Origin of the sequence: Vitiosangium sp. GDMCC 1.1324 (assembly GCF_003044305.1) — a bacterium.
In the GTDB taxonomy this organism is placed as follows: Bacteria; Myxococcota; Myxococcia; order Myxococcales; family Myxococcaceae; genus Archangium.
The window spans coordinates 207,897-227,237 of record NZ_PZOX01000007.1; the positions used below are offsets into that span (position 1 = coordinate 207,897).

13 protein-coding genes are annotated in these 19,341 nt (G+C 67.7%); 10 read left to right on the plus strand and 3 right to left on the minus strand.

Annotation, left to right across the window (positions count from 1 at the left end; genetic code table 11):
• Window positions 1-6: 6 nt before the first annotated feature.
• Window positions 7-1,260, minus strand: coding sequence for a hypothetical protein (locus tag DAT35_RS21990; RefSeq protein WP_108069068.1), 1,254 nt, complete (start codon window positions 1,258-1,260; stop codon window positions 7-9).
• A 189-nt stretch (window positions 1,261-1,449) separates the two neighbouring features.
• On the minus strand, window positions 1,450-1,665 hold the full coding sequence (locus DAT35_RS21995; RefSeq protein ID WP_108069308.1) for a hypothetical protein: 216 nt from the start codon (window positions 1,663-1,665) through the stop codon (window positions 1,450-1,452).
• 257 nt (window positions 1,666-1,922) lie between these two features.
• On the opposite strand from DAT35_RS21995, the gene DAT35_RS22000 reads away from it, so the two are divergent.
• Window positions 1,923-2,108 (plus strand): hypothetical protein, encoded by a 186-nt coding sequence (locus tag DAT35_RS22000; protein WP_233261633.1) that lies wholly within the window; start codon window positions 1,923-1,925, stop codon window positions 2,106-2,108.
• A gap of 77 nt (window positions 2,109-2,185) precedes the next feature.
• The gene (locus DAT35_RS22005; RefSeq protein WP_108069069.1) at window positions 2,186-2,470 is read left to right on the plus strand and encodes a hypothetical protein; all 285 of its coding nucleotides are present in this window, start codon (window positions 2,186-2,188) and stop codon (window positions 2,468-2,470) included.
• 8 nt (window positions 2,471-2,478) lie between these two features.
• Here DAT35_RS22005 and DAT35_RS22010 read toward each other — a convergent pair whose 3' ends face one another.
• Window positions 2,479-3,666 (minus strand): hypothetical protein, encoded by a 1,188-nt coding sequence (locus DAT35_RS22010; RefSeq protein WP_108069070.1) that lies wholly within the window; start codon window positions 3,664-3,666, stop codon window positions 2,479-2,481.
• Window positions 3,667-3,886: 220 nt separating this feature from the next.
• On the opposite strand from DAT35_RS22010, the gene DAT35_RS22015 reads away from it, so the two are divergent.
• The 8 genes from DAT35_RS22015 to DAT35_RS22050 all read left to right on the plus strand — a co-directional run bounded on the left by DAT35_RS22015 (window position 3,887) and on the right by DAT35_RS22050 (window position 19,236).
• Window positions 3,887-5,092, plus strand: a complete 1,206-nt coding sequence (locus DAT35_RS22015) for a proline dehydrogenase family protein (RefSeq protein ID WP_199242965.1) — start codon at window positions 3,887-3,889, stop codon at window positions 5,090-5,092.
• 1,555 nt (window positions 5,093-6,647) lie between these two features.
• Window positions 6,648-6,776: a hotdog domain-containing protein gene (locus tag DAT35_RS62410; RefSeq protein WP_108069072.1), complete on the plus strand. Its 129-nt coding sequence runs from the start codon at window positions 6,648-6,650 to the stop codon at window positions 6,774-6,776.
• Between the two features lie 192 nt (window positions 6,777-6,968).
• The gene (locus DAT35_RS22025; RefSeq protein ID WP_158501823.1) at window positions 6,969-10,709 is read left to right on the plus strand and encodes an AMP-binding protein; all 3,741 of its coding nucleotides are present in this window, start codon (window positions 6,969-6,971) and stop codon (window positions 10,707-10,709) included.
• 23 nt (window positions 10,710-10,732) lie between these two features.
• On the plus strand, window positions 10,733-11,563 hold the full coding sequence (locus DAT35_RS22030) for a fatty acid desaturase (RefSeq protein ID WP_108069074.1): 831 nt from the start codon (window positions 10,733-10,735) through the stop codon (window positions 11,561-11,563).
• A gap of 67 nt (window positions 11,564-11,630) precedes the next feature.
• Entirely contained in the window at window positions 11,631-12,473 is an 843-nt protein-coding gene (locus DAT35_RS22035; RefSeq protein ID WP_146209828.1) for a hypothetical protein, read from the plus strand.
• 75 nt (window positions 12,474-12,548) lie between these two features.
• Entirely contained in the window at window positions 12,549-15,413 is a 2,865-nt protein-coding gene (locus DAT35_RS22040; protein WP_108069076.1) for a type I polyketide synthase, read from the plus strand.
• A gap of 41 nt (window positions 15,414-15,454) precedes the next feature.
• Complete coding sequence (locus DAT35_RS22045) at window positions 15,455-18,778, plus strand: aminotransferase class III-fold pyridoxal phosphate-dependent enzyme (protein ID WP_108069077.1); 3,324 nt, start codon at window positions 15,455-15,457, stop codon at window positions 18,776-18,778.
• Entirely contained in the window at window positions 18,775-19,236 is a 462-nt protein-coding gene (locus DAT35_RS22050; protein ID WP_108069078.1) for an acyl carrier protein, read from the plus strand. Before DAT35_RS22045 ends, DAT35_RS22050 begins: the two co-directional genes overlap by 4 nt.
• Window positions 19,237-19,341: the final 105 nt, after the last annotated feature.

Genomic DNA, 19,341 nt, shown 5'->3' on the forward strand with positions numbered 1-19,341 from the left:
GCGCGCTCAGTGCAGCAACCGCGGCCAGTAGCGATAGGTGCAGACGTCGTCCTCGGTGGGCGGCGCCTTTGAAATCACCGTGCCATCCCGGCCCACCCGAATCTGCCGCAGGCCACCGTCCGGTAGCGGCACGTCACCACAGGAGTTTCCCGCGGGGGCGAGGATTTCCAGCCGGCCCTGGTCACCGCCCGGCGTGCTCATGACCAGGGCATATCCATGGCCACCCCGGATGATGAAGAACTTCGTCCCGGGGCGGGCCGCCAGCCAGCTGGGGGCGGGCTTCACGGTCGTCTTCTTGCTGGGGATTTCCGCCACCCACGCATCCTCCTGCTTCAGGGCGAATCCGCCGCCGATCAGCGGGCTCAGCAGGCTCTCGCGCAGCCCGACATCGAAGGAGATGGGACTGGATGCATTCGCGAGCACGAGGAACTCGGAGGTGAACGTCTGGTTGCGGCGCAACCACCGGCCGTGCAGCTCGTTCGTGGTCTCCATCCAGAGCACGAGCACCCGGCCCTGGGTGTCCGCTCCCACGTCGATGAAGCGCGGGAAGGCGCCGGTGCCCTCGTGGGCCGTGAGGATCGGCGTCCGTGGTTCGCCCGACGTGCCGAAGCGCTGCACCACCACCTGCCACGTTCCGGGCGCCGCCCCGACGCGTATCCAGGTCGCCACGCTTCCTCCGCGGGGATCCTCCGCAGCGTGCCAGTCTCCTCCTCCCTGGAGCCTCAGATCGACGAGCTGCCGCTCTGCGAGCAGCGCGCCCGTCCGCGAGAGCGCGCTGAATCGGACGATGCGCGAGCCGAAGCCGATCCCCACCAGGTGGAAGCCGCTCTTCTGCGGCATCAGCACGTTGGACACGCCGCCGCTGAAGGTCTCGCGCGGCATGCCGTCCGGTGTGAACACCGTCCATGACGCCGCATCGACCAGGGTGCTGAAGATGCCCAGGGCCAGGTCTCCGCGGCCATCGGTCGTTCCGGGCAGGCATCCCTCGCTCTCGCGGTTGCGGTTCACCGTGCGTCCCGCTCCGGGGTTGGAGGGCACCAGCCCCGTGCAGGAGTGGCTCGGCGTGTTCCACGCCGCCGACACGTCGAGCGCATCCTCCGGGTCCTCCTCGGATGGGGAGACCTCGTGGTCGCGCTCTTCCGTCGGCTCACCCGGGAGTTGCTCCGGCTCGACGCGTGCTTCGCCCCCGCATCCGAGCCAGCCTCCGCTCCACAGCACCAGTGCGGCCAGGATGCCGGATACACCGCTCACGCTCTTCATGTGACCCCCCCCTCTCGCCTCCACTGCTGGCGGCAAGGGTAGGCATCCCGCACGGAGGAGGAATCCGTGGGCGTTCAGTGCTCCAGGTGCTTGGGCGAAGGGCTGCCCGGGACCATCGGGCCGCGAGTCGGGTTTCCGGGGGGCGCGCAGCTCCGGTGAGGAGGGGCCCATCCCGGAACTTCCAGATGGTTACGCGAGCGCCTGCGTGGCGTAGGCAATCTCGAGACCATTCTTGTGCATGCGCAGGCGTGTGCGCGACAACCAGTGGCAGTGGGCGCAGTAGCTGTGCGCACCGCTCCCCGGCGTCGTGCGGATGCTCACCGCACCGCCGCACAGCATGCAGCCTTCGGGCAGGGTGAACTCGGAGACGGCGTCACCCACGTTCTTCTCAGTCGATGCAGTCATGCCTTTCACGTAACGCAGCAATCGGCGGCCACAAGTCGCCCGGCCGCGTTTTCCGTGCACCCTCGGAGAGCAGGCAGACGAGCCTGTAGCTCCTACCGTCTTTCCCGCGAGTGTTCACGGCCGTGCGCCGCAACCCGGCGAGCCGAGGTGCTCCGGCTGGCATGCCGATTTCAAGGAAGAGGGAGCTCGAGAGGGAGGGGAAGGTGGGCATGGAGATTTCACGAGTCGCGCTTCACCGGCGTGGGAAGAGGTGGGGCGTGGAGGTGACCCTCAAGGAAGGCGAGGTCCGGCGCTACCGCTACGGAAGCGAGGCGCAGGCGCGCTACTTCGCGGCCGTTTTCGAGCTGGGACCGAGCTGGCTGCCTCCGGTGTCGCGGCGGAGCCAGCGGCGCTCCCGGGCCGGGGCCTCCTCCGCCGGGCGGGCAGCGAGCGGGCCCATGTAGGCGGCCGGGGCCCGGGCATCCTCCGGGCCCGCGTGGGGGTTTCGGAGAGGCTGTGCACCTGCTAGGAGTCACGCCTCATGAGCAAGAGCAACTACACCCCCCGCCCCAACCGTGAGCCCGTCACCCGTGAGACGGATCCCGCCGGCCGCTGGTCCGCGAAGTTCCCGGACATGATTGGTTACAAGAACCAGGGTGGAGGCAAGGTGCCCGCCGACTTCGGGTGGAACACCAACCCCAAGCAGTGGCAGGAGGAGATGACGCCCGACACCCTCGCCACCGAGCAGCGCAACCGCGTGGTGCCGCGCAACGCCATGGCCGCTCCGGCCGCGCTGCCCGAGGGCGCCAAGGCCGAGTCCAAGTAGCTCCGGGCTCAGGTGAAGGGCAGGGCCGCGAGGCGCTCGCGGAACACCTCCAGCGTCTCGCGCAGCTGCGCTTCATCCTCGAAGGACTGCTCGGTGGCCACGCGCACCTTGCGCAGGAAGGCGTCGAACACCGGCGCCCGGCCATGGAGCGCCTCGGCCGTCTCCACCGCCTCGCGCACCACGCGCTCGGCTCCCGGCGAGCCCAGGAATAGGTGCATGGCGGCCTGCTCGAGCCGGGCCCCACACGCCGCCCACACCGCGCGGTCATGCACCGCCAGCGTGCGCTGCGTCAGCTCCGCGCCCACCCGTCCCAGCTCGCCCAGGAACGGCTCCACGCGGGCCTGTAGCTCTCCTGGAGTCGGCGCCGGGCTCGAGGCCAGCTCGCGCAGCCGCTCGCGCAGTTCCACCAACAGGCGCTTGTCCCGCGTCTTCATCGTCAGCGAGGCAGGCATCCCCGCGAAGGCTGCGAGCGACTCCTCCATCCGCCGCACCTGCCCCGGCAGCTCCGAGGGCGTCACGCCCACCGCCTTCTCCAGCTTCGACTGCAGCGAGCGCCGCAGGTCCGCCACCGCGCCCCGCAGCGCCGCCGCCGCTCCCACCTGGGTCTGGTAGCCCGGCACCACGTCCTCGCGCCGTACGTCGGTGAACGCCGCCGCCGTGAGGTACACGAGGTCCCCCATCTGCGCGCGAAAGTCCGCGCGGAACGACTGCAGCTCCGCCATCAGCGCCCAGTGGTCGCTCACCACCTCGGGCCGCCGCACCCGCTGGCCCAGGTCCGCGACGCGCCGCGACAAACGCCCCGCGCTCGTGTGCAGCACCACTTCCACTTCCCGCTCCAGCCGCTCGTCGACGCTCGCCGGCGGCGGCGCCCACGTGTCGCTCCGGGCGGCCTCCGCGGGCGGGGGGAAGGCCTCGTGGATGGCCGACACCAGGGCGTTCACGTCCACCACCGTGTCGCGGATGGCCGGTGCCATCGTCTCCCACAGCGACAGGTCCGCCCCCGCCGCCTCCTGAAGGGTGGTGGGCTCGTACTTCACGATGTTGAGGTGCCCCAGCCGGTCGATGGCCAATGCCGCAGCGCGGTAGACCCGCTCCAGCCGGGCGGCCAGCTCGCGGTGGGTGAGATCCTCCAGCAGGCTCCGCAGCCGTGGAGGCAGTGTGTCCTGGGGTGTGCGGGGCTTCTTCACCGTGGGCATGGGCGCACGCTAGGCCATCCCCGGGGCCTTGTCGCAGTCGCGTCACACACGTCCACCCACTGACACGCGGTGAAGTGTGGGCGGCTGGTCAGTCCGTGCAGTCAGGCTATGGCGTCACCCCCATGGCGCACCCCCCATGGCTTGATGCGGCCGTTAAAACCATGTAGCCCGGCACCCGATGTCCGCACTCGCCCCTTCTCCTGAGCTTCCCGTTGGCTCCATGCCCTCGGTCTCGTTCGAAAACACGGCGATCGCCTTCGCCACCAAGAGCGATGCGCAGATGCGCAAGGCGCACCTGCTCTTCTCCTCGCTGAGCCAGCCCTGGCTGGTGCGAGCCGGCATTCCCCTGTCCGCATGGCTGGTGCGTCTGGGCCTGCCGGGCGTCCGGCTGGTCGTGAAGCACACCGTCTTCGAGCAGTTCTGCGGAGGCGAGAGCATCCAGGAGTGCGAGGCCGCCGTCGAAGCGCTCGGACGATTTGGGGTCCAATCGATCCTCGACTACAGCGTGGAGGGGGAGAAGTCGGAGGAGGGCTTCGAGGCCACCGCGCGTGAGACGCTCGCCACCATCGACTGGGCGGCGACGCATCCGCACATTCCCTTCAGCGTCTTCAAGGTGACGGGCCTGGCGCGCTTCGGCCTGCTGGAGAAGCTGGGGGCGCACGAGCCGCTCACCGCCGACGAGCAGGCCGAATGGGAGCGGGTGCGCGAGCGCGTGCTGCGCATCTGCCAGCGCGCCCACGAGCGGGGCGTGCGCATCTTCCTCGACGGCGAGGAGACGTGGATCCAGGACGTCATCGACGGGCTGGGCGAGGAGATGATGGCGCGCTTCAACCGGGAGCGGCCGCTCGTCTACAACACCTACCAGATGTACCGGATCCTGAGCCTGGGCAACCTGCGCGCGGCGCTGGAGCGGGCGAAGAGCCAGGGGTACTTCCTGGGGGCCAAGCTGGTGCGCGGCGCATACATGGAGAAGGAGCGTGCGCGGGCGAAGGAGCTGGGCTACGCGGACCCCATCCAGCCGGACAAGGCCACGACGGACGCCGACTATGATCGCGCGCTGCTCTTCTGCCTGGAGCACCTGGACCGGATGGCGGTCTGCGCGGGCACGCACAACGAGTCCAGCTGCCAGTTGCTGGTGCGGGAGCTCGCCAGCCGGGGGATTGCGCCGAACGACCCGCGCGTCTTCTTCAGCCAGCTCTACGGGATGAGCGACAACATCTCGTTCAACCTGGCGAAGGCCGGGTACAACGTGGCCAAGTACCTGCCGTACGGACCGGTGCGCGCGGTGCTGCCGTACCTCATCCGCCGCGCGCAGGAGAACAGCGCCATCGCGGGCCAGGGTGGGCGCGAGGTCCGGTTCATCCGGAGCGAGCTGCAGCGGCGCAAGCAGACCCGAGCCCTCGGCGCCGGCCAGCCGACGGCGTGAGCGGGGCTGGCCCAGCGTCGAGAGCCCGGCCTGCCTCCCACTTCGAGCGGCCGAAGAAGCTCTCCGCCACGGCGTAGTCCAAGCCGTTTCCCTTGCACGACATGTGGATGCCGCGAGCGGCATTCCGTGCCTGCGGGTCGTCGGCGCTGGCGTATGGCCTGCCTCGACTCGCACACCACGTCCACGTTGACGTGGGCCTTCCGCGCGCGCCGATGAGCTCGAACATGGCCGGCCTCGCAAGCGTGGCGAGCGCCTGCGCCCTATTGCCACGACAGACGTGCGCACAACGAGTTGAGCACACCGGTCTGACACTGCAACGCTATTGACCCCAAGACAATGTGTGTCTGGTGGAGTGGGCTTCGAACCGAGGGGACGGGAGAAGTTGGTTTTCTGAGAGGGATTTCATCCAGGGTGAGCCCCTCGCCTCATCTGAGAGGTTATTTCGGTTGTTTCTTTGCGCCACCTGACCGCATGTCGGTGTCAAGTGCTATGGGGGCTCCCTGCGATGGAACGCCGAGCTGCGTTCCCCGAGCTACCAACAATTGCACTCAAGAATTTGGCACCTCGACGGACCTGAAGAGCAGCAGCGAAGTAGGTCATGCGGCCGCGGAACATTACAGCGCGGCTGATATCGGACTCGCTGAATTGAATGCGGAAATCCAACCCTATTGCGCCACCTTCCGAATGGGTGGGTCAAAAGGATTCAAGGGTTGCGACGATATGAAGCGGAAAGCCGCGCATGCAGATCGGACACACAGAGCCAACAGACCGCGTGAATCATTCCAGGCAGACCCATCGAGGAGCCCGAGCGCGTCTGCTCGAGCATCCGCATGAGGCGGGCGGGGTGCTGACGGCATCGCCGACCGGCCGGAGATTTGTGAGGCGCCATGCGCCTCCCCGCCTGGATTGCGGGCGAGCCGGAGAGGACGCCGGAGGTCTTCGCCATCACACCCGCTTCGTGCGCCCTCCACCTCTTCGTCAGGTGGTGCTGGCCCGCTCGGACCGCCATCACGAGGTTTGAACATGGAGATCTACGGTGACACTCTCCTCGTCTCGAAACGCATCGAGGAGCTCATCTTCGTCGAGGCCCGGACTCGCCACCCCGCTCCACGCGGATGGCCTGTGGAGACGGATGCATTGCGCCATGGCATGAAATGCGCAGGCTGTGTTTCGGATGTCAGACCGCGGCCTATCATCGAGGGGGGCTGTGGCTCATCGCGGCTCATTGCTCTTGGGGAAGGCCGTGACTCGTCGTGGTCTATTGGGATACGCAAGAGGTGCTTGAGCTTGAGAGGGATACGCAAGAGAGGCTTGACAAATGCGCATGCGCGACGGAATGTGTCGCCGCGCTGATGTCAACTCAATGACAGAGATAGCCAGCTCGCCGCTGCCGGCCATGCTTGAGCGAGCCTCTGTTCGTCGTGAATCTGCGGCGTATCGTGCGCACACCCGCATCATGTAGGACCGAGGTGTTCGAATTCGTTGAGCTGTCCTGGGATGCGTGCGGCTGAACCTCGCACGTTTGGTGCCGATCCTTACCCAAAGGAGATCATGTATGTCGAAAAGGTTCACTGCGACCGCGAAGAGCGGGCAAGCGGTCGTTACGTCAGACATCCACGTTAGGTTCCTTCAGGCCGCGAAGCAGCAGGAGCTGGTGGTGACCGCTCGAGTCATCCGCAGATGACGGTGTCCTCCGCAGGAGGGCTGGTGGCGACAGCCACCAACTCCCCAGCCTCTGAATCCCGGCCGGGTCTCAGCATCACGAAATCATCCACGATCGCAGCGGTCATGCCGCCGCCCCACATGGAGCCTGAAGCACGTGCTGCAAGAACAACGAGTCATTGAGAGTCCGGCTGGGGTCAGCCGCGAGATGGTCATGACGGATCGCGCGGACGATCTCCGGTTCTCGCCCACCATCGTGCACACGCTGAGACACTGGGCATTGGTGCAACCCGCGAAGAACGCGTACACGTTCCTGAGCGGCAATGAGCGCCCCGAGCAACCCATTTCATACGGCGAGCTGGCGCGGGCCGTGTTCGGCCTCGCCGCGCACTTCCGCCGCGAGGGTATGCGGGGAGAGCGGGTCCTCCTCGTCATGCGATCCGGGCTCGAGTACATCGTGGGCTTTCTCGCCTGCGCCGCCGCTGGTGCCATCGCCGCTCCGCTCTATCCTCCGGCGAGTGACAAGGACTGGGTGAAGCTGCGCGCCGTGGTCCGCGACTGCCAGCCGAAGGCCATGCTGGTGACTCGCGCCGTCGAGGCGAGCCACGGTTCGCAGCTCGCGGAGCTCCCAGGGTGTCGTTGCCTGGTGATCGAGGAGCTGCTCGCCGCGCACGGCGAGGCGGATCCGGCGGCCGTCGAGCTCGCTCACGTCGTCCCCGACGATCTCGCGTTTCTGCAGTACACCTCTGGTTCGACCGGAGATCCCAAGGGGGTGATGGTCACCCACCGCAGCATCGTCCACAACAACCGCATGGTTGCCACGGCGATGGGGAATACCCGCGACAGCGTGATCGTGACGTGGCTGCCGCTGTACCACGACATGGGGCTGATCGGGATGATCCTCCAGTCGCTGTCGCTCGGCGCGCGCTCGGTGCTCATGGCCCCCAAGTCGTTCGTGCGCGACCCGGCGATGTGGCTGCAGGCCGTGTCCAAGTATCGGGGGACCTGCGCCGGCGGTCCGAACTTCGCGTACGACCTCTGCATCGAGAAGGTGTCCGACGAGGTCATCGACACGCTGGACCTGTCGTCGTGGCAGTCCGCGTTCAACGGCGCGGAGCCAATCAAGGCGGCCACGCTGGAGCGGTTCCACCGCCGGTTCGAGCGTGCCGGCTTCCGGCGCGAGAGCTTCTTTCCGTGCTACGGCCTTGCGGAGGCCACGCTGTTCGTCGCTGGCGGGCCGCGCGGCAAGACGCCGACGACGTTCGACGTCCAGCGCGACTCGATCCATCGGCGAGTGGCGGCGCCGGGCAGTGCGAACGTCGAGGACGCGACGCGCGTGCACACCCTCGTCGGCATGGCGATCGACGGGCGCGAGCAGAGCGTGAGGATCGTCGACCCGGAGTCGTGGATGGAGCTCCCGGATCTGCGCGTCGGTGAAATCTGGCTCAAGAGCGACAGCGTGACGCGGGGCTACTGGAGCAGGGCCAAGGCGACGGCGGACGCCTTCCACGCGTACACCACCGACACCGGTGAGGGGCCGTTCTTGCGGACCGGCGATCTCGGCTTCGTCCGCAACGGCAGCTTGTTCATCACCGGCCGCATCAAGGAGCTGATCATCGTCAACGGCTTCAACCACTATCCTCAGGACATCGAGGAGACGGTGCAGTCGTTGTCGGACGACTTCCGGGTTCACTACGGTGCCGCGTTCAGCTTCGACGACGAGCGGCTCGCCGTCGTCCAGGCGGTGACCCGCGGAAGGGACGTGTCGTCGCGATTCGACGAGCTCGTTGCCCAGATTCGCCGCGAGGTCCTGAAGGTGCACGGCGTGGCCCCCGCGTACGTCGCCCTGGTCAACCCGGGCACGATTCCCAAGACCAGCAGCGGCAAGATTCAGCGCGGCGAGGTGCGGCGGCAGTTCCTCGAGAAGCAGCTCGAGGTCCTCCACGCCTGGGAAGCCGAGCGGCCCAGCGAGGCGCCCGTGCCAGCTCCGGCGCCGATTCGCGTGGTGTCCGCGTCCGCCAACGCCCCCTCGGCGAAGGTCGAGCAGAAGCTCGCCTGGATCCGCTCGTACTGCGAGACGCGGCTCAACTCGTATGTCATCGACGAGCGGCGCACGCTGCCTCCGTACGTCGTCCTCGATTTCGGCAATCAGGGGCTCCTCGGGATGCAGGTTCCCGAGTCGTACGGCGGGCTCGGCTTCTCCACCCGCGAGTTCCTGGAAGTCATGGAGCTGCTCGGCAGCAAGGACATGACCCTGGCGCTGTTCGTCGGCCTGAACAACATCCTCGGCGTCCGGCCGGTGCTGCGCTTTGGCAGCGAGCGGCTCAAGCAGCACTATCTTCCGTCGCTGGCGCGCGGGCGCGAGCTGGCCGCGTTCGCCCTGACGGAGCTGGTGGCGGGTTCGAATCCGCAGGCGATCGAGGCGACCGCGCGTGCTTCCGGGGATGCGTACCGGGTGAACGGGACGAAGATCTGGAGCGGCTCCGCGGCGTGGTCCGGGCTGATGAACGTGTTCGCGAAGAACGTCGACGAGCACGGACATCCGGCGGGTATCTCGGCCTTCGCGATTCCGCAGACGAGCCCGGGCGTGCGGCAGGGGCCCGAGGCGCTCACGATGGGTCTGCGCGGGATGATCCAGAACACGATCTTCTTCGAGGACGTCGCGGTCGAACCGTGGCAGGTGCTCGGCGAGATCGGACACGGCATGAGCGTGGCGCAGGACACCCTGTGCTACGGGCGCCTCGCGATCGCGTCCGTGTGCCTCGGCGCCACCAAGCTGTGCGTCCAGCTGATGCTCCAGTACGCCGGTGGCCGGCGCGTCTCGACCGGCAACCTCCTCCACAATCCATACACCCGCTCGGTGCTGAGCGAGGCGATGCATCAGATCGCCGCCATCGAGGCCCTGGTCGACGGCGCCGCGGAGCGCGTCGACGCCGGCCAGGAGGTGGCCCCGGAGGTGCTCGCCGTGTGCAAGTCGGTGTCCACCGAGGTGCTGTGGACCACCGTCGATCGCACCATGCAGCTCGCCGGTGGCCGGGGCTACATCGAGTCCAACTTCATCCCGCAGCTGTTCCGGGACGCGCGCATCTTCCGGATCTTCGAGGGGCCGACGGAGACCCTCAACCACTTCGTCGGCACGTCGGCGCTGCGCGGCCGTCCGGCGATCCGCGCGTACCTCCGCGAGCTGCTGGACGAGGACGCGGTCAGGACTCACTACGATGCGGTCCTGAACCAGCTCCTCGCCGCGCAGCCGGGCGAGCGCGATACGTCGCTGGAGGACTGGCAGAGCCTGGTGTTCGGTGAGTATGTCAATCACCTGATGCTGTACGGCGCTGCCTGCGGGCGAGGCGTCGAGGCGGCGACGCGGCGCTGGCTGCTCGAGCGGCTCGAGACGGCGCGCGCCCGGGTTGACAGTGCGACGCGCGCGTTCCCGGCAATCGCTGGCGTCGACGCGCTCCGAGCCTTCGGTGCCGCCGTGGACCGCCAGCTCGGGCGCCGCGAGAATCACGTGGCGATGCCGAACACGTCGCTCGACGCGCTGTTCGCGAACATCGCTGGCGACGCGGCGAAGCCTCCACCCGCCGAGCCGGCACGGCGTGAATCCACGCCGCCGTCTGCGAGCCCCGCGGCCCGCACCGTCGAGCCGCCACGCCAGCCCACGATGCACGTCGTGGCGCCGCCGAGCTCGGTGACCAGGAGTGAGATTGAGGCGTTCATCAGCCAGTGGATCTCTCGTCGGTGCTCTCAGCCCGTCGCGTCGATCAGTGCCAACGTCGAGTTCGCCATGCTGGGTCTGGGCTCAGTGGACTCGATTGATCTGAGCGCCGAGCTGTCAGAGAAATACGCGCTGACGCTCGATCCCACCGTGCTGTGGAACTATCCAAACATTCGGGAGCTCGCCGGCTTCGTGCTGGGCAAGCTGACGAAGAGAAACGGTTCGACGGTAGCCGGGTGATCCGGTTGCCACCGAGGCAAGCCATGCGGAAGAAACTGATTCCATACCCAACCGACGCCTGGGCGGTCCTCCTCATCTTCGCGACCTTCGCCGGTCAGATGGGCCTGTACCTTTTCGTCAATGACGTCCGATTCCTGGTGGCCGGCATGGTCGCGCTGATGCCGTTCTGCCTGTCGGTGGTTGCGTACAACCACAATCACATGCACGTGCGGACGTTCACGAACCAGCCGCTCAACCGGATCCTCGAGACCCTCATCTTCCTCGAGACCGGCTCGTCACCGTTCAGCGGGACGCTCAACCACATCGTCGGTCACCATGCCAGCTACGACAAGCCGGAGCTGGACACGCTCAACTGGCGGCGGCGCGACGGCTCGACGATGGGCCGCCACGAGTTCGCCATCCGGAGCCTGCTCTGGCATTACCCGTCGTGCTTCGTGCTGGGCAGACAGAATGCGCGGCTCCTGCAGCAGTTCCTGGCCTACCTGGTGCTCGGTGGAGGCGCCCTCGCCGCGCTCCTCGTATACCGCCCGATCCCAGCCCTCATCGTGTTCGTGGTGCCGATGCTCCTGATGCTCTACGCGCTGAAGTGGTCCGCGTATGCCCATCACGCCGGTCTGCCATACGGTGACGATTACACCGCTTCGCGGACGAACACCGGGCGGTTCTACAACTGGTTCACCTGGAACGCGGGCTATCACGCCGCCCATCACTTCAAGCAGGCGCTCCACTGGACACTCCTCCCCGAGTACCACGAGCGTGAGCTGGCGACGAAGATTCCCGCCGAGTTGCAGGGGCCGGGCTGGGGCGAGGAATTGAAGCGACGGTCGATGACTCCGGCTGCCCAGCGCCAGTGATGTGAAGTACGGCACTCCCAATCCAACCAAGAAGACCGACATCCACTTTCAGAACGAGGAGACCCACATGAACTTTCCTATCGAGAATCCCAGGGACGTCTCGCGACAGATCGTGCGCGAGTCCATCGACGCGGAACTCTGGCGCAAGAACGAGGCCTTCACGAACCAGCTCGAGCACATCATCAAGACCTCGCGCCTGTACAACCATCCGTTGCTCCAGTCGTGGGTCCGCAAGGAGTTCACGCTCGAGTCGATGGGGATCGTGCACTCGGAAGTGCGGTATGCCTTCGCCGAGCACTTTGGCGACGCCCTCATCCGCCTGATGCAGACCACCGGCTCGTTCGAGCGCAAGCTCGGGGCCAAGGCCAAGATGGCGGCGCGCTTCCTCATCCAGCTCAACGTCCTTGAGGAGCTTGGCTACAAGCCGACACCCCGCGGCAAGACCGGCTTCTGCGGGCATCCGGGCTTCTCCCACTACTGGCAGCTCGTCGATACCCTGACGGCGTTGAACCATCCCGAGGCGAAATGGGCGGCGTATGTTCCGGCGCCGGAGTCGGTCGCGGTGCGGGAGTCGCTGCTCGGGAGCTTCGACGATCACCTCCGTCTCGCGGTGGTGCTCGCGGGAATCGAGACCGCGTTCATTCCCTACTACGGCCCGTGGGCGGAGAACACGATCGCCGTCAGTCCGACGGACATCTCGGGCGGGTACCACAGCATCCACGTCGAGGCTGACGACGGGACCGTCGTCGATCACGACCACTCCGAGGACAGCTGGTACATCGTCCGCCAGGCGTTGACGCCGGACCGGTACGCGGAGATCGAGACGTTCCTGAAGGACGTGCTGGAAATGTGGGCTCGCTTCGTCGACATGCTGGCGGCGAAGGACCGGGACGTGAAGCGCGCGGCCTGACGCGCCGGAGTCGCTGCGTCGGTTCGCAGCGCGGGCTCGTGCGATGGATATCGGGGTTGGGACCTGGAACAGAACATGGGACAGCGCATGACATCGGCCGAACGCAGCAAGGTTGCCGTCGTCGGGGCCGCGGGGCGGTTTCCCGGCGCCGCGAGCCTGCGCGACTACTGGCAACTCCTCCTCGAGGGGCGCGTGGCGGCCGTGGAGCCGGACGCCTCGCGGGGCGACTTGTGGAAGGCGGCGCACGACCCGATCCTGGGCCGTAAAATCACGACGCTCCGCGCCGGCTACCTCGCCGACGTGGCGAGCTTCGACTCCGAGTACTTCAGCGTGTCGCCACGCGAGGCGGTCAAGCTGGATCCGCAGCAGCGTCTCCTGCTGGAGGTGACGCACGACGCGCTGGAGGACGGAGGAATCACACGGGCGGAGCTCCAGCGCTCGAACGTCGGCGTGTTCATTGGGGTCGGCAGCTCGGACTACATGAGCCTCGACTCCGGGCAGAAGCAGCACGTGGACGGGTATTTCGGCATCGGCAACTCGCACAACCTGTTGGCCGGGCGCATCTCCTACTTCCTCAACCTCAAGGGCCCAAGCCTGGCGATCGACACGGCGTGCTCGTCGTCGCTCACCGCGCTGCACTTCGCGATGCAGTCGCTGGGCTGTGGCGAGATCGACCTGGCGATCGTCGGCGGGGTCAACGTCATCGTGTCGCCCGACCTGCCGCTCGCGTTCTCGCAGGCGAAGATGCTGTCGCCCAGTGGGCGGTGCAAGACGTTCAGCGCCGACGCGGACGGCTACGGCCGCGCCGAGGGGGTGGCGGTCGTCATCCTGCGCCGCGTGACCGAGGCTGAGCTCTCGCACCATGCCGTCCGGTGCTTCATCGCCGCGACGGCGATCAACCAGGACGGCCGCAGCAACGGGATTGCAGCCCCGAACGGGACCAGCCAGGTCCGGGTGATCCGCGCCGCGCTCGACCGTGCCGGTCTGTCGCCCGCGGACATCGCGTATGTGGAGGCGCACGGGACTGGCACTTCGCTGGGCGACGCGATCGAGCTCAACGCGCTCCAGGAGGTCTTTGGCGAGGTCCCGGGGGCGTCGTGTTTCGTCGGATCGGCCAAGGCAAGCATCGGCCACGCCGAGGCGGCAGCCGGTCTCTGTGGGCTGTTGAAGGGAATGCTGATCCTGGAGCACGGGGTGGTTCCGCCGCACCCGGTCGAGCGCCCGCATGCGCCATTCTTCCAGGCGGACGGCTGCGCGCTGAGGATCGCCGAGCGTGCCCAGCCGCTCCCTGAAGGCCTGCGCCACGTCGGCATCAGCTCGTTCGGCTTCGGGGGCTCCAACGCGCACGTCGTGCTCGAGCGCCACGTCGCCGCGGACCGCGCGGCCGAGGAGACCGGGCGCCCGGTGCTGTTGCCGCTGTCGAGTCACTTCGCAGCCGGCCTGGTGGAGGACGCGGCTGAGCTCGCATCACACCTGACCTCGTCGGGTGGAGCGCTCGAGCCGGTCTCCGACACGTTGATGCTCGCGCGAGATCACCTGGCGCATCGCCGGAGCTACGTCGCACGTACCCGCGCTGAGGCGATCGAGGCGCTCCGGGAGGCTCGCGGTGGGGGTGAGCCGCTGCCGGTCGCGGCGGGCGAGAAGCCGAAGGTGGCCTTCATGTTCACCGGGCAGGGCTCGCAGTACTTCGGGATGGGCCGCGAGCTCTACGAGAAGGTCGGGCCGTTCCGGACGGCATTTGATCGCTGCGACGAGTTGATCGCCAAGTACGCAGGCGTGTCGATGGCGCGGATCGCGTACGAGCCGGCCGGCGGCGGCGACGAGCGCCTGACCGGGGACACGCACCTCGCCCAACTGTCCTTGTTCGCGTTCGAGTACGCGCTCTCGAGTCTATGGATGGCGCTGGGCATCACGCCGGCGTTCGCCATCGGTCACAGCGTCGGAGAGCTCGTGGCGCACACCGTCTCCGGCTCGCTGTCCCTCGCCGATGGAGTGGCGCTCGTCCACGCGCGCGGGCGGCTGATGCAGTCGGTCGCGCACGACGGCGCGATGGTCGCGGTGTCGATGGACCCCGCGTCGGTGACGGCGCTGCTCCGCGAGCTCGGGGAGCCGCTCCACGTCGCCGCCGTCAACGGCAGGCAGCGTGTCGTGATCAGCGGCGCTCGCGCGGCGGTCGAACGCCTCATCAAGCGCTTGGAGCGCGAGCAGGTACGGTTCCGCTCATTGCGGACGCGGCACGCCTTTCATTCGCCCATCTTCGACGACGCCGCGGCCCGGCTCGCGGAGCTCTCCCGGGGCTTGGTCATTGGACCCGGGACGATTCCGGTGGTTGGCAACCTCGACGGCGCGGTGGTGCCGTCGAGCGCGCTCGGCGGCGACTACTGGGGACGGCACATCGCGATGCCGGTGCAGTTCGCCAGAGGCGTCGAGACGCTGGTCGAGCTTGGTGCCCAGGTGTTCCTCGAGATCGGTCCCGACCGGGTGCTGTCGCAGCTCGTTGCCGCCGACCATGGCGCCCGTGTGCGCGCGCTGAGCAGCGTCGTGCGCGACCGGGATGGCGAGGAATCGCTGCTCCGCGCGGTTGGCGCCATGTACGAGCTGGGGTTCGAGCTCGACTTCGCGCCGCTGAGTCGCGCCGCGCACCCCGGCGTGGTCTCGCTTCCGGCGCGCCACCTCGCGCGCAAGCGCTACTGGACCACGAGCGGCGCGGAGCTCGCCGCGCCGGTGCCGAGCGCGGGGCCTGGTGCCGAAGGCGCGCCTGATGCGCGTGGCGCTCGCGCGGTCAACGGTCACGCGACGCTCGCCGAGCGCACCCCGCGCGAGCGAGCCGCAGCGCCTGATGAGGTCATGCACGGTGAGCCCGATTCCTCCGTGCAGGCGGTCATCGATCAACAGATCAACGTGATGAGGCAGCAGCTCACGCTGCTGGGCGACCTCTAGCCTTTCGCCAGCTTCGCTCTCCATCCATTTGTGGAGTTCAGATGGGAACTGACATGCGCATCGAGACGTCAAGCAACAACGCAGAGTCCCAGATCTTGGAGTCGGTGCTCCGCGAGGTTGCGTATTGCCTCAAGCAGGCGCCGGAGAACGTCGACCCCCACCTGCCGTTCGCGGACATGGGGGCCGATTCGCTGATCCTCCTCGAGGTGCTCCAGGAGATCAACACGCGCTTCGGCGTGTCGTTCTCGGTGCTGGAGATTTACGAGAAGGTCGACACGATCGCCAAGATCGCGCGCTACATCTACGAGCAGGGGGGTCGAGCGCAGACCCACGAAGTCAGCGAGCCGGAGCCGGCACGCGACCACGTCATCGAGCGCGCCACGCCGATCGTGGCGCCGCACGGCAGCGCCAGCCGCCAGGGAATCGAGGACATCGTCCGGCAGCAGCTCGAGCTGATGGAGCGGCAGTTGAGTCTCCTCGGCAAGCGGCCGGCGGCCAACACGCCGAGCACGCGTGCGCCAGAGCGCGCCGCGCCTGGTCCGAGCGAGCGCGCGGCCGCAGCCGAACGTCCCGCGGCAGAGCGCGCCGCGCCGGTGGCTCCCAGTGGCAAGTCCGAGGTGGATCGGTTCAGCGCGTTCTCCGTGAAGCTGGGAAAGGACGAGCGCGAGGATGACGCGCGCAAGGTCGAGCACATCCAGCGGCTGATCGCGGGCGTGACGGGAAAGGCGCCGGAGTCCAAGCGGCTCGCCCAGGCCTATCGGCAGGTCCTCGCCGACAACCGGGTCTCCGCTGGCTTCCGGCCGCTCTTGAAGGAGATGGTCTTCCCGATCGTCGCGGAGAAGGCCGAAGGTGCGTATGTCACCGACGTCGATGGCAATACGTATCTCGACTTCACGATGGGATTCGGAGCGCACTTCTTCGGTCACTCTCCCGAGTTCGTCACGCGCGCCATCAAGGCGCAGCTCGAGCGCGGGATGCCGATTGGCCCGCAGTCGCCGTTGGCGGGGCGCGTCGCCGAGCTGATCTGCGAGCTGACCGGTCACGCCCGCGTGACGTTCTGCAACTCCGGTACGGAAGCGACCATGACGGCGGTGCGGCTCGCCCGGGCGAAGACCGGACGGAGCAAGGTCGTCATCTTCCGCAACTCGTACCACGGCACGTTCGACGCGTTCCTCGCGCGCGGCACCGCGTCGGGCGATACGAGCCGGCCGGCCAGCCTGGGGACGGCGGGCTCGCTGGTCCAGGACACCGTGGTGCTCGACTATTGCGAGCAGAGCGCCATCGATTACATCGAACGCCACGGGAAGGAGATCGCCGCGGTGATGGCGGAGCCGGTGCAGAGCCGCGCGCCGAGCATGCAGCCGGCGGCGTTCTTGCGCCAGCTCCGGCGTGTGACCCAGGAGCGCGACATCGCGCTGATCTTCGATGAGGTGATCTCCGGCTTCCGCTGCGCGCGAGGCGGCGCGCAGCAACTGTTCGACGTCCGCGCCGACATCTGCACCTACGGCAAGATCGTGGGTGGCGGGATGCCGATCGGCGTCGTCGCGGGCAGCGCCGCGTACATGGACGGGCTCGACGGCGGATTCTGGCAGTACGGTGATGCGAGCTTCCCCAGTACTCCGACGATCTTCTTCGCCGGGACGTTCTCCAAGCATCCGCTGGCCATGGCCGCCTCGGTCGCCGTGCTCGAGCACATCAAGGCGGCGGACGACCAGCTCTATCGCTCGATGAACGAGCGCACCGAGCGGTTCTGCGCGCAGCTCAACGCCGCGCTCGAGGCGGAGGGTGCGGACGTCAAGGTCGAGTGGTTCTCCTCGCTGTTCCGGTTCTCGTCGAAGGGGAACCTCGACGTCTTCTACTACCGTCTCCTGGAGGCGGGATTCTTCATCTGGGAAGGGCGCAACTGCTTCCTGTCGACCGCGCACACCGAGGAAGATCTGAACCGCTTCGTCGAGGCCGTGCGGCAGGGCGCCCGTGAGCTCGTCGCGCACCGGCTGCTCCCGGTGCGTGACGCGGGCAAGGTCAGCGCGCTGGCGGAGCGCCCGATCTCCGATGCGCAGCAGCGCTTCTATCAGCTCGTGCAGAGCGGGCAGGACGGCACGGTCGCCTGCAACCTCTGCTACGGGTTGCGCTTCGACGAGGCGGTCGATGTCGAGCGGTTGTCGCGGGCGATCGACTCGGTCCTGACCGGACAGGAATCGCTGTGGTACCGCTTTGATCTCGCGAAGGGGACGCAGCAGCTGCTCCCGGTCTCCGAGCGGCGCGTCCGCATTGATCGCGTCCAGGCGCCGGGGCGTGCGACCGAGCCCGGGCTCGTCGACCGCTTGATGGCGAGCCAGCAGAAGGAGCCGCTCGCCCCCGAGGCTGGCGCGAACGTTCGTGTCACCATCACCCGGCTCGACGATGGCGTCACGCTGGTGTGCCTGTGCGTGCACCACCTGGTCTGCGACGGCTGGGGGTTGGCCTCGATGTTCGAGCGCATCGCGGCGCTCTACAACGAGAGCCCGGCTGTGGCACCCGGCGTGACGGCGGAGAACGCGGCATACGCGCGGTGGATCGACCACGAGGTGCGTTATCGCCAGAGCGAGCAGTACGCGAGCGACAAGCGCTTCTGGCAGGGGGCGATCGACGCGATCACGAGCTACCAGCGAGAGCATTCCTTCGGTCCGCTCCGGCATCGCAACACCGTCGGTGGACGGCCGGGCGGGCGAGCGCGGCTGAGCATCGGTGAGGAGCTCACCTCGCTGTTCAAGGCGCAGGCCAAGGCCGACGGCGTGACGCCGTTCACCGCGCTGCTCGCCGGCTTCCAGGTGTTCCTGAACCGGGCCTACCGGACGCGCCTGCCCATCATCGGGATTCCGTTCGCCAACCGCACGACCCGCGAGCTCAAGCAGACCGTTGGGACGTGCGTCAACCTGCTGCCGCTCCTCCCCAGCCATGGCCAGGACGCGACGTTCGACGCGATCCTGTCGCGCACCCGGAACGACATGGCGGAGATGTTCAAGCACTCGATGTTTCCGTATCAGGAGATGTGTGAGCACTTCCGCTCGGGGACGTCGGAGGCCCATGCGGCGCCGGTCGAGGTCACGTTCAACGTCGAGCCGGTCAGCCAACTGCCGCGCTTCGGTGTCCAGCAACCCGCGCTGATTGCCGCGGTGAACGATCGGATCGAGTTCGATCTGATGTGCAACGTCTTCGTTCTTCCGACGGACATCACCATCGAGCTCGACTACGACACCGGGTTGTTCGCCGAGGACGCCGTGTACGGTCTGCTCAACCTGTACTCGAAGATCGTGGAGAACTATGCGAAGCGGGCCGACGCGGCGCGCAGGCCGAGTGCGCCGGCTGCCCGGGGGGCCGCATGAGCACCGCCCTCGGTCTCCGCGCGCGCCTCACCACCGTGAATCCCGCGGCGCGCACAGGCCTGCTCGTGGAGTTCATCTTGCAGACCCTCTGCGACGAGCTCGGCATCGACAAAAGCGAGCTCCATCCGCGGTCGCGGTTCGAGACCCTGGGGGTCGATTCGAAGCGGGCGCTGGAGTTCAAGGAGCTCCTCGAGGAGGAGCTGCGCTGCACGCTCCGCACGACGCTCCTGTTCGATTATCCCAGCCCGGAGAGCCTGGCCGCGTACGTCGTGCGCGTCGCGTTCGGCGACGCGGAGGGCCTCGCGCCAGGCGCATCGGGAGACCAGGCCTCCGGGGCAGGTGCTGCCGGGGAGACAGGGTCCGGGGGGCACGTCGACACCCGGGACGGTGAGTCGCCCGCATCGCTGGACTCCATCGAGGAGCAGCTTCGGAAGAAACTGGAGAAGTACGATGTCTGAGTCGGCCCGCACACCCCGCATCGAGCCGAGTGCGGTCGTGGGCCTGAGCTGACGGTTTCCGGGCGCCTGGGTGCGGGGCGGAATGCCCCCCAAGAGCGCCTGGTC

Excerpts from the sequence above, each read along its gene's own strand:
- DAT35_RS21990 (WP_108069068.1), bottom strand. The coding sequence starts at position 1,260 with ATGAAGAGCGTGAGCGGTGTATCCGGCATCCTGGCCGCACTGGTGCTG.
- DAT35_RS21995 (WP_108069308.1), bottom strand. The coding sequence starts at position 1,665 with ATGACTGCATCGACTGAGAAGAACGTGGGTGACGCCGTCTCCGAGTTC.
- DAT35_RS22005 (WP_108069069.1), top strand. The coding sequence starts at position 2,186 with ATGAGCAAGAGCAACTACACCCCCCGCCCCAACCGTGAGCCCGTCACC.
- DAT35_RS22010 (WP_108069070.1), bottom strand. The coding sequence starts at position 3,666 with ATGCCCACGGTGAAGAAGCCCCGCACACCCCAGGACACACTGCCTCCA.
- DAT35_RS22015 (WP_199242965.1), top strand. The coding sequence starts at position 3,887 with ATGCCCTCGGTCTCGTTCGAAAACACGGCGATCGCCTTCGCCACCAAG.
- DAT35_RS62410 (WP_108069072.1), top strand. The coding sequence starts at position 6,648 with ATGTCGAAAAGGTTCACTGCGACCGCGAAGAGCGGGCAAGCGGTCGTT.
- DAT35_RS22025 (WP_158501823.1), top strand. The coding sequence starts at position 6,969 with ATGACGGATCGCGCGGACGATCTCCGGTTCTCGCCCACCATCGTGCAC.
- DAT35_RS22030 (WP_108069074.1), top strand. The coding sequence starts at position 10,733 with ATGCGGAAGAAACTGATTCCATACCCAACCGACGCCTGGGCGGTCCTC.
- DAT35_RS22035 (WP_146209828.1), top strand. The coding sequence starts at position 11,631 with ATGAACTTTCCTATCGAGAATCCCAGGGACGTCTCGCGACAGATCGTG.
- DAT35_RS22040 (WP_108069076.1), top strand. The coding sequence starts at position 12,549 with ATGGGACAGCGCATGACATCGGCCGAACGCAGCAAGGTTGCCGTCGTC.
- DAT35_RS22045 (WP_108069077.1), top strand. The coding sequence starts at position 15,455 with ATGGGAACTGACATGCGCATCGAGACGTCAAGCAACAACGCAGAGTCC.
- DAT35_RS22050 (WP_108069078.1), top strand. The coding sequence starts at position 18,775 with ATGAGCACCGCCCTCGGTCTCCGCGCGCGCCTCACCACCGTGAATCCC.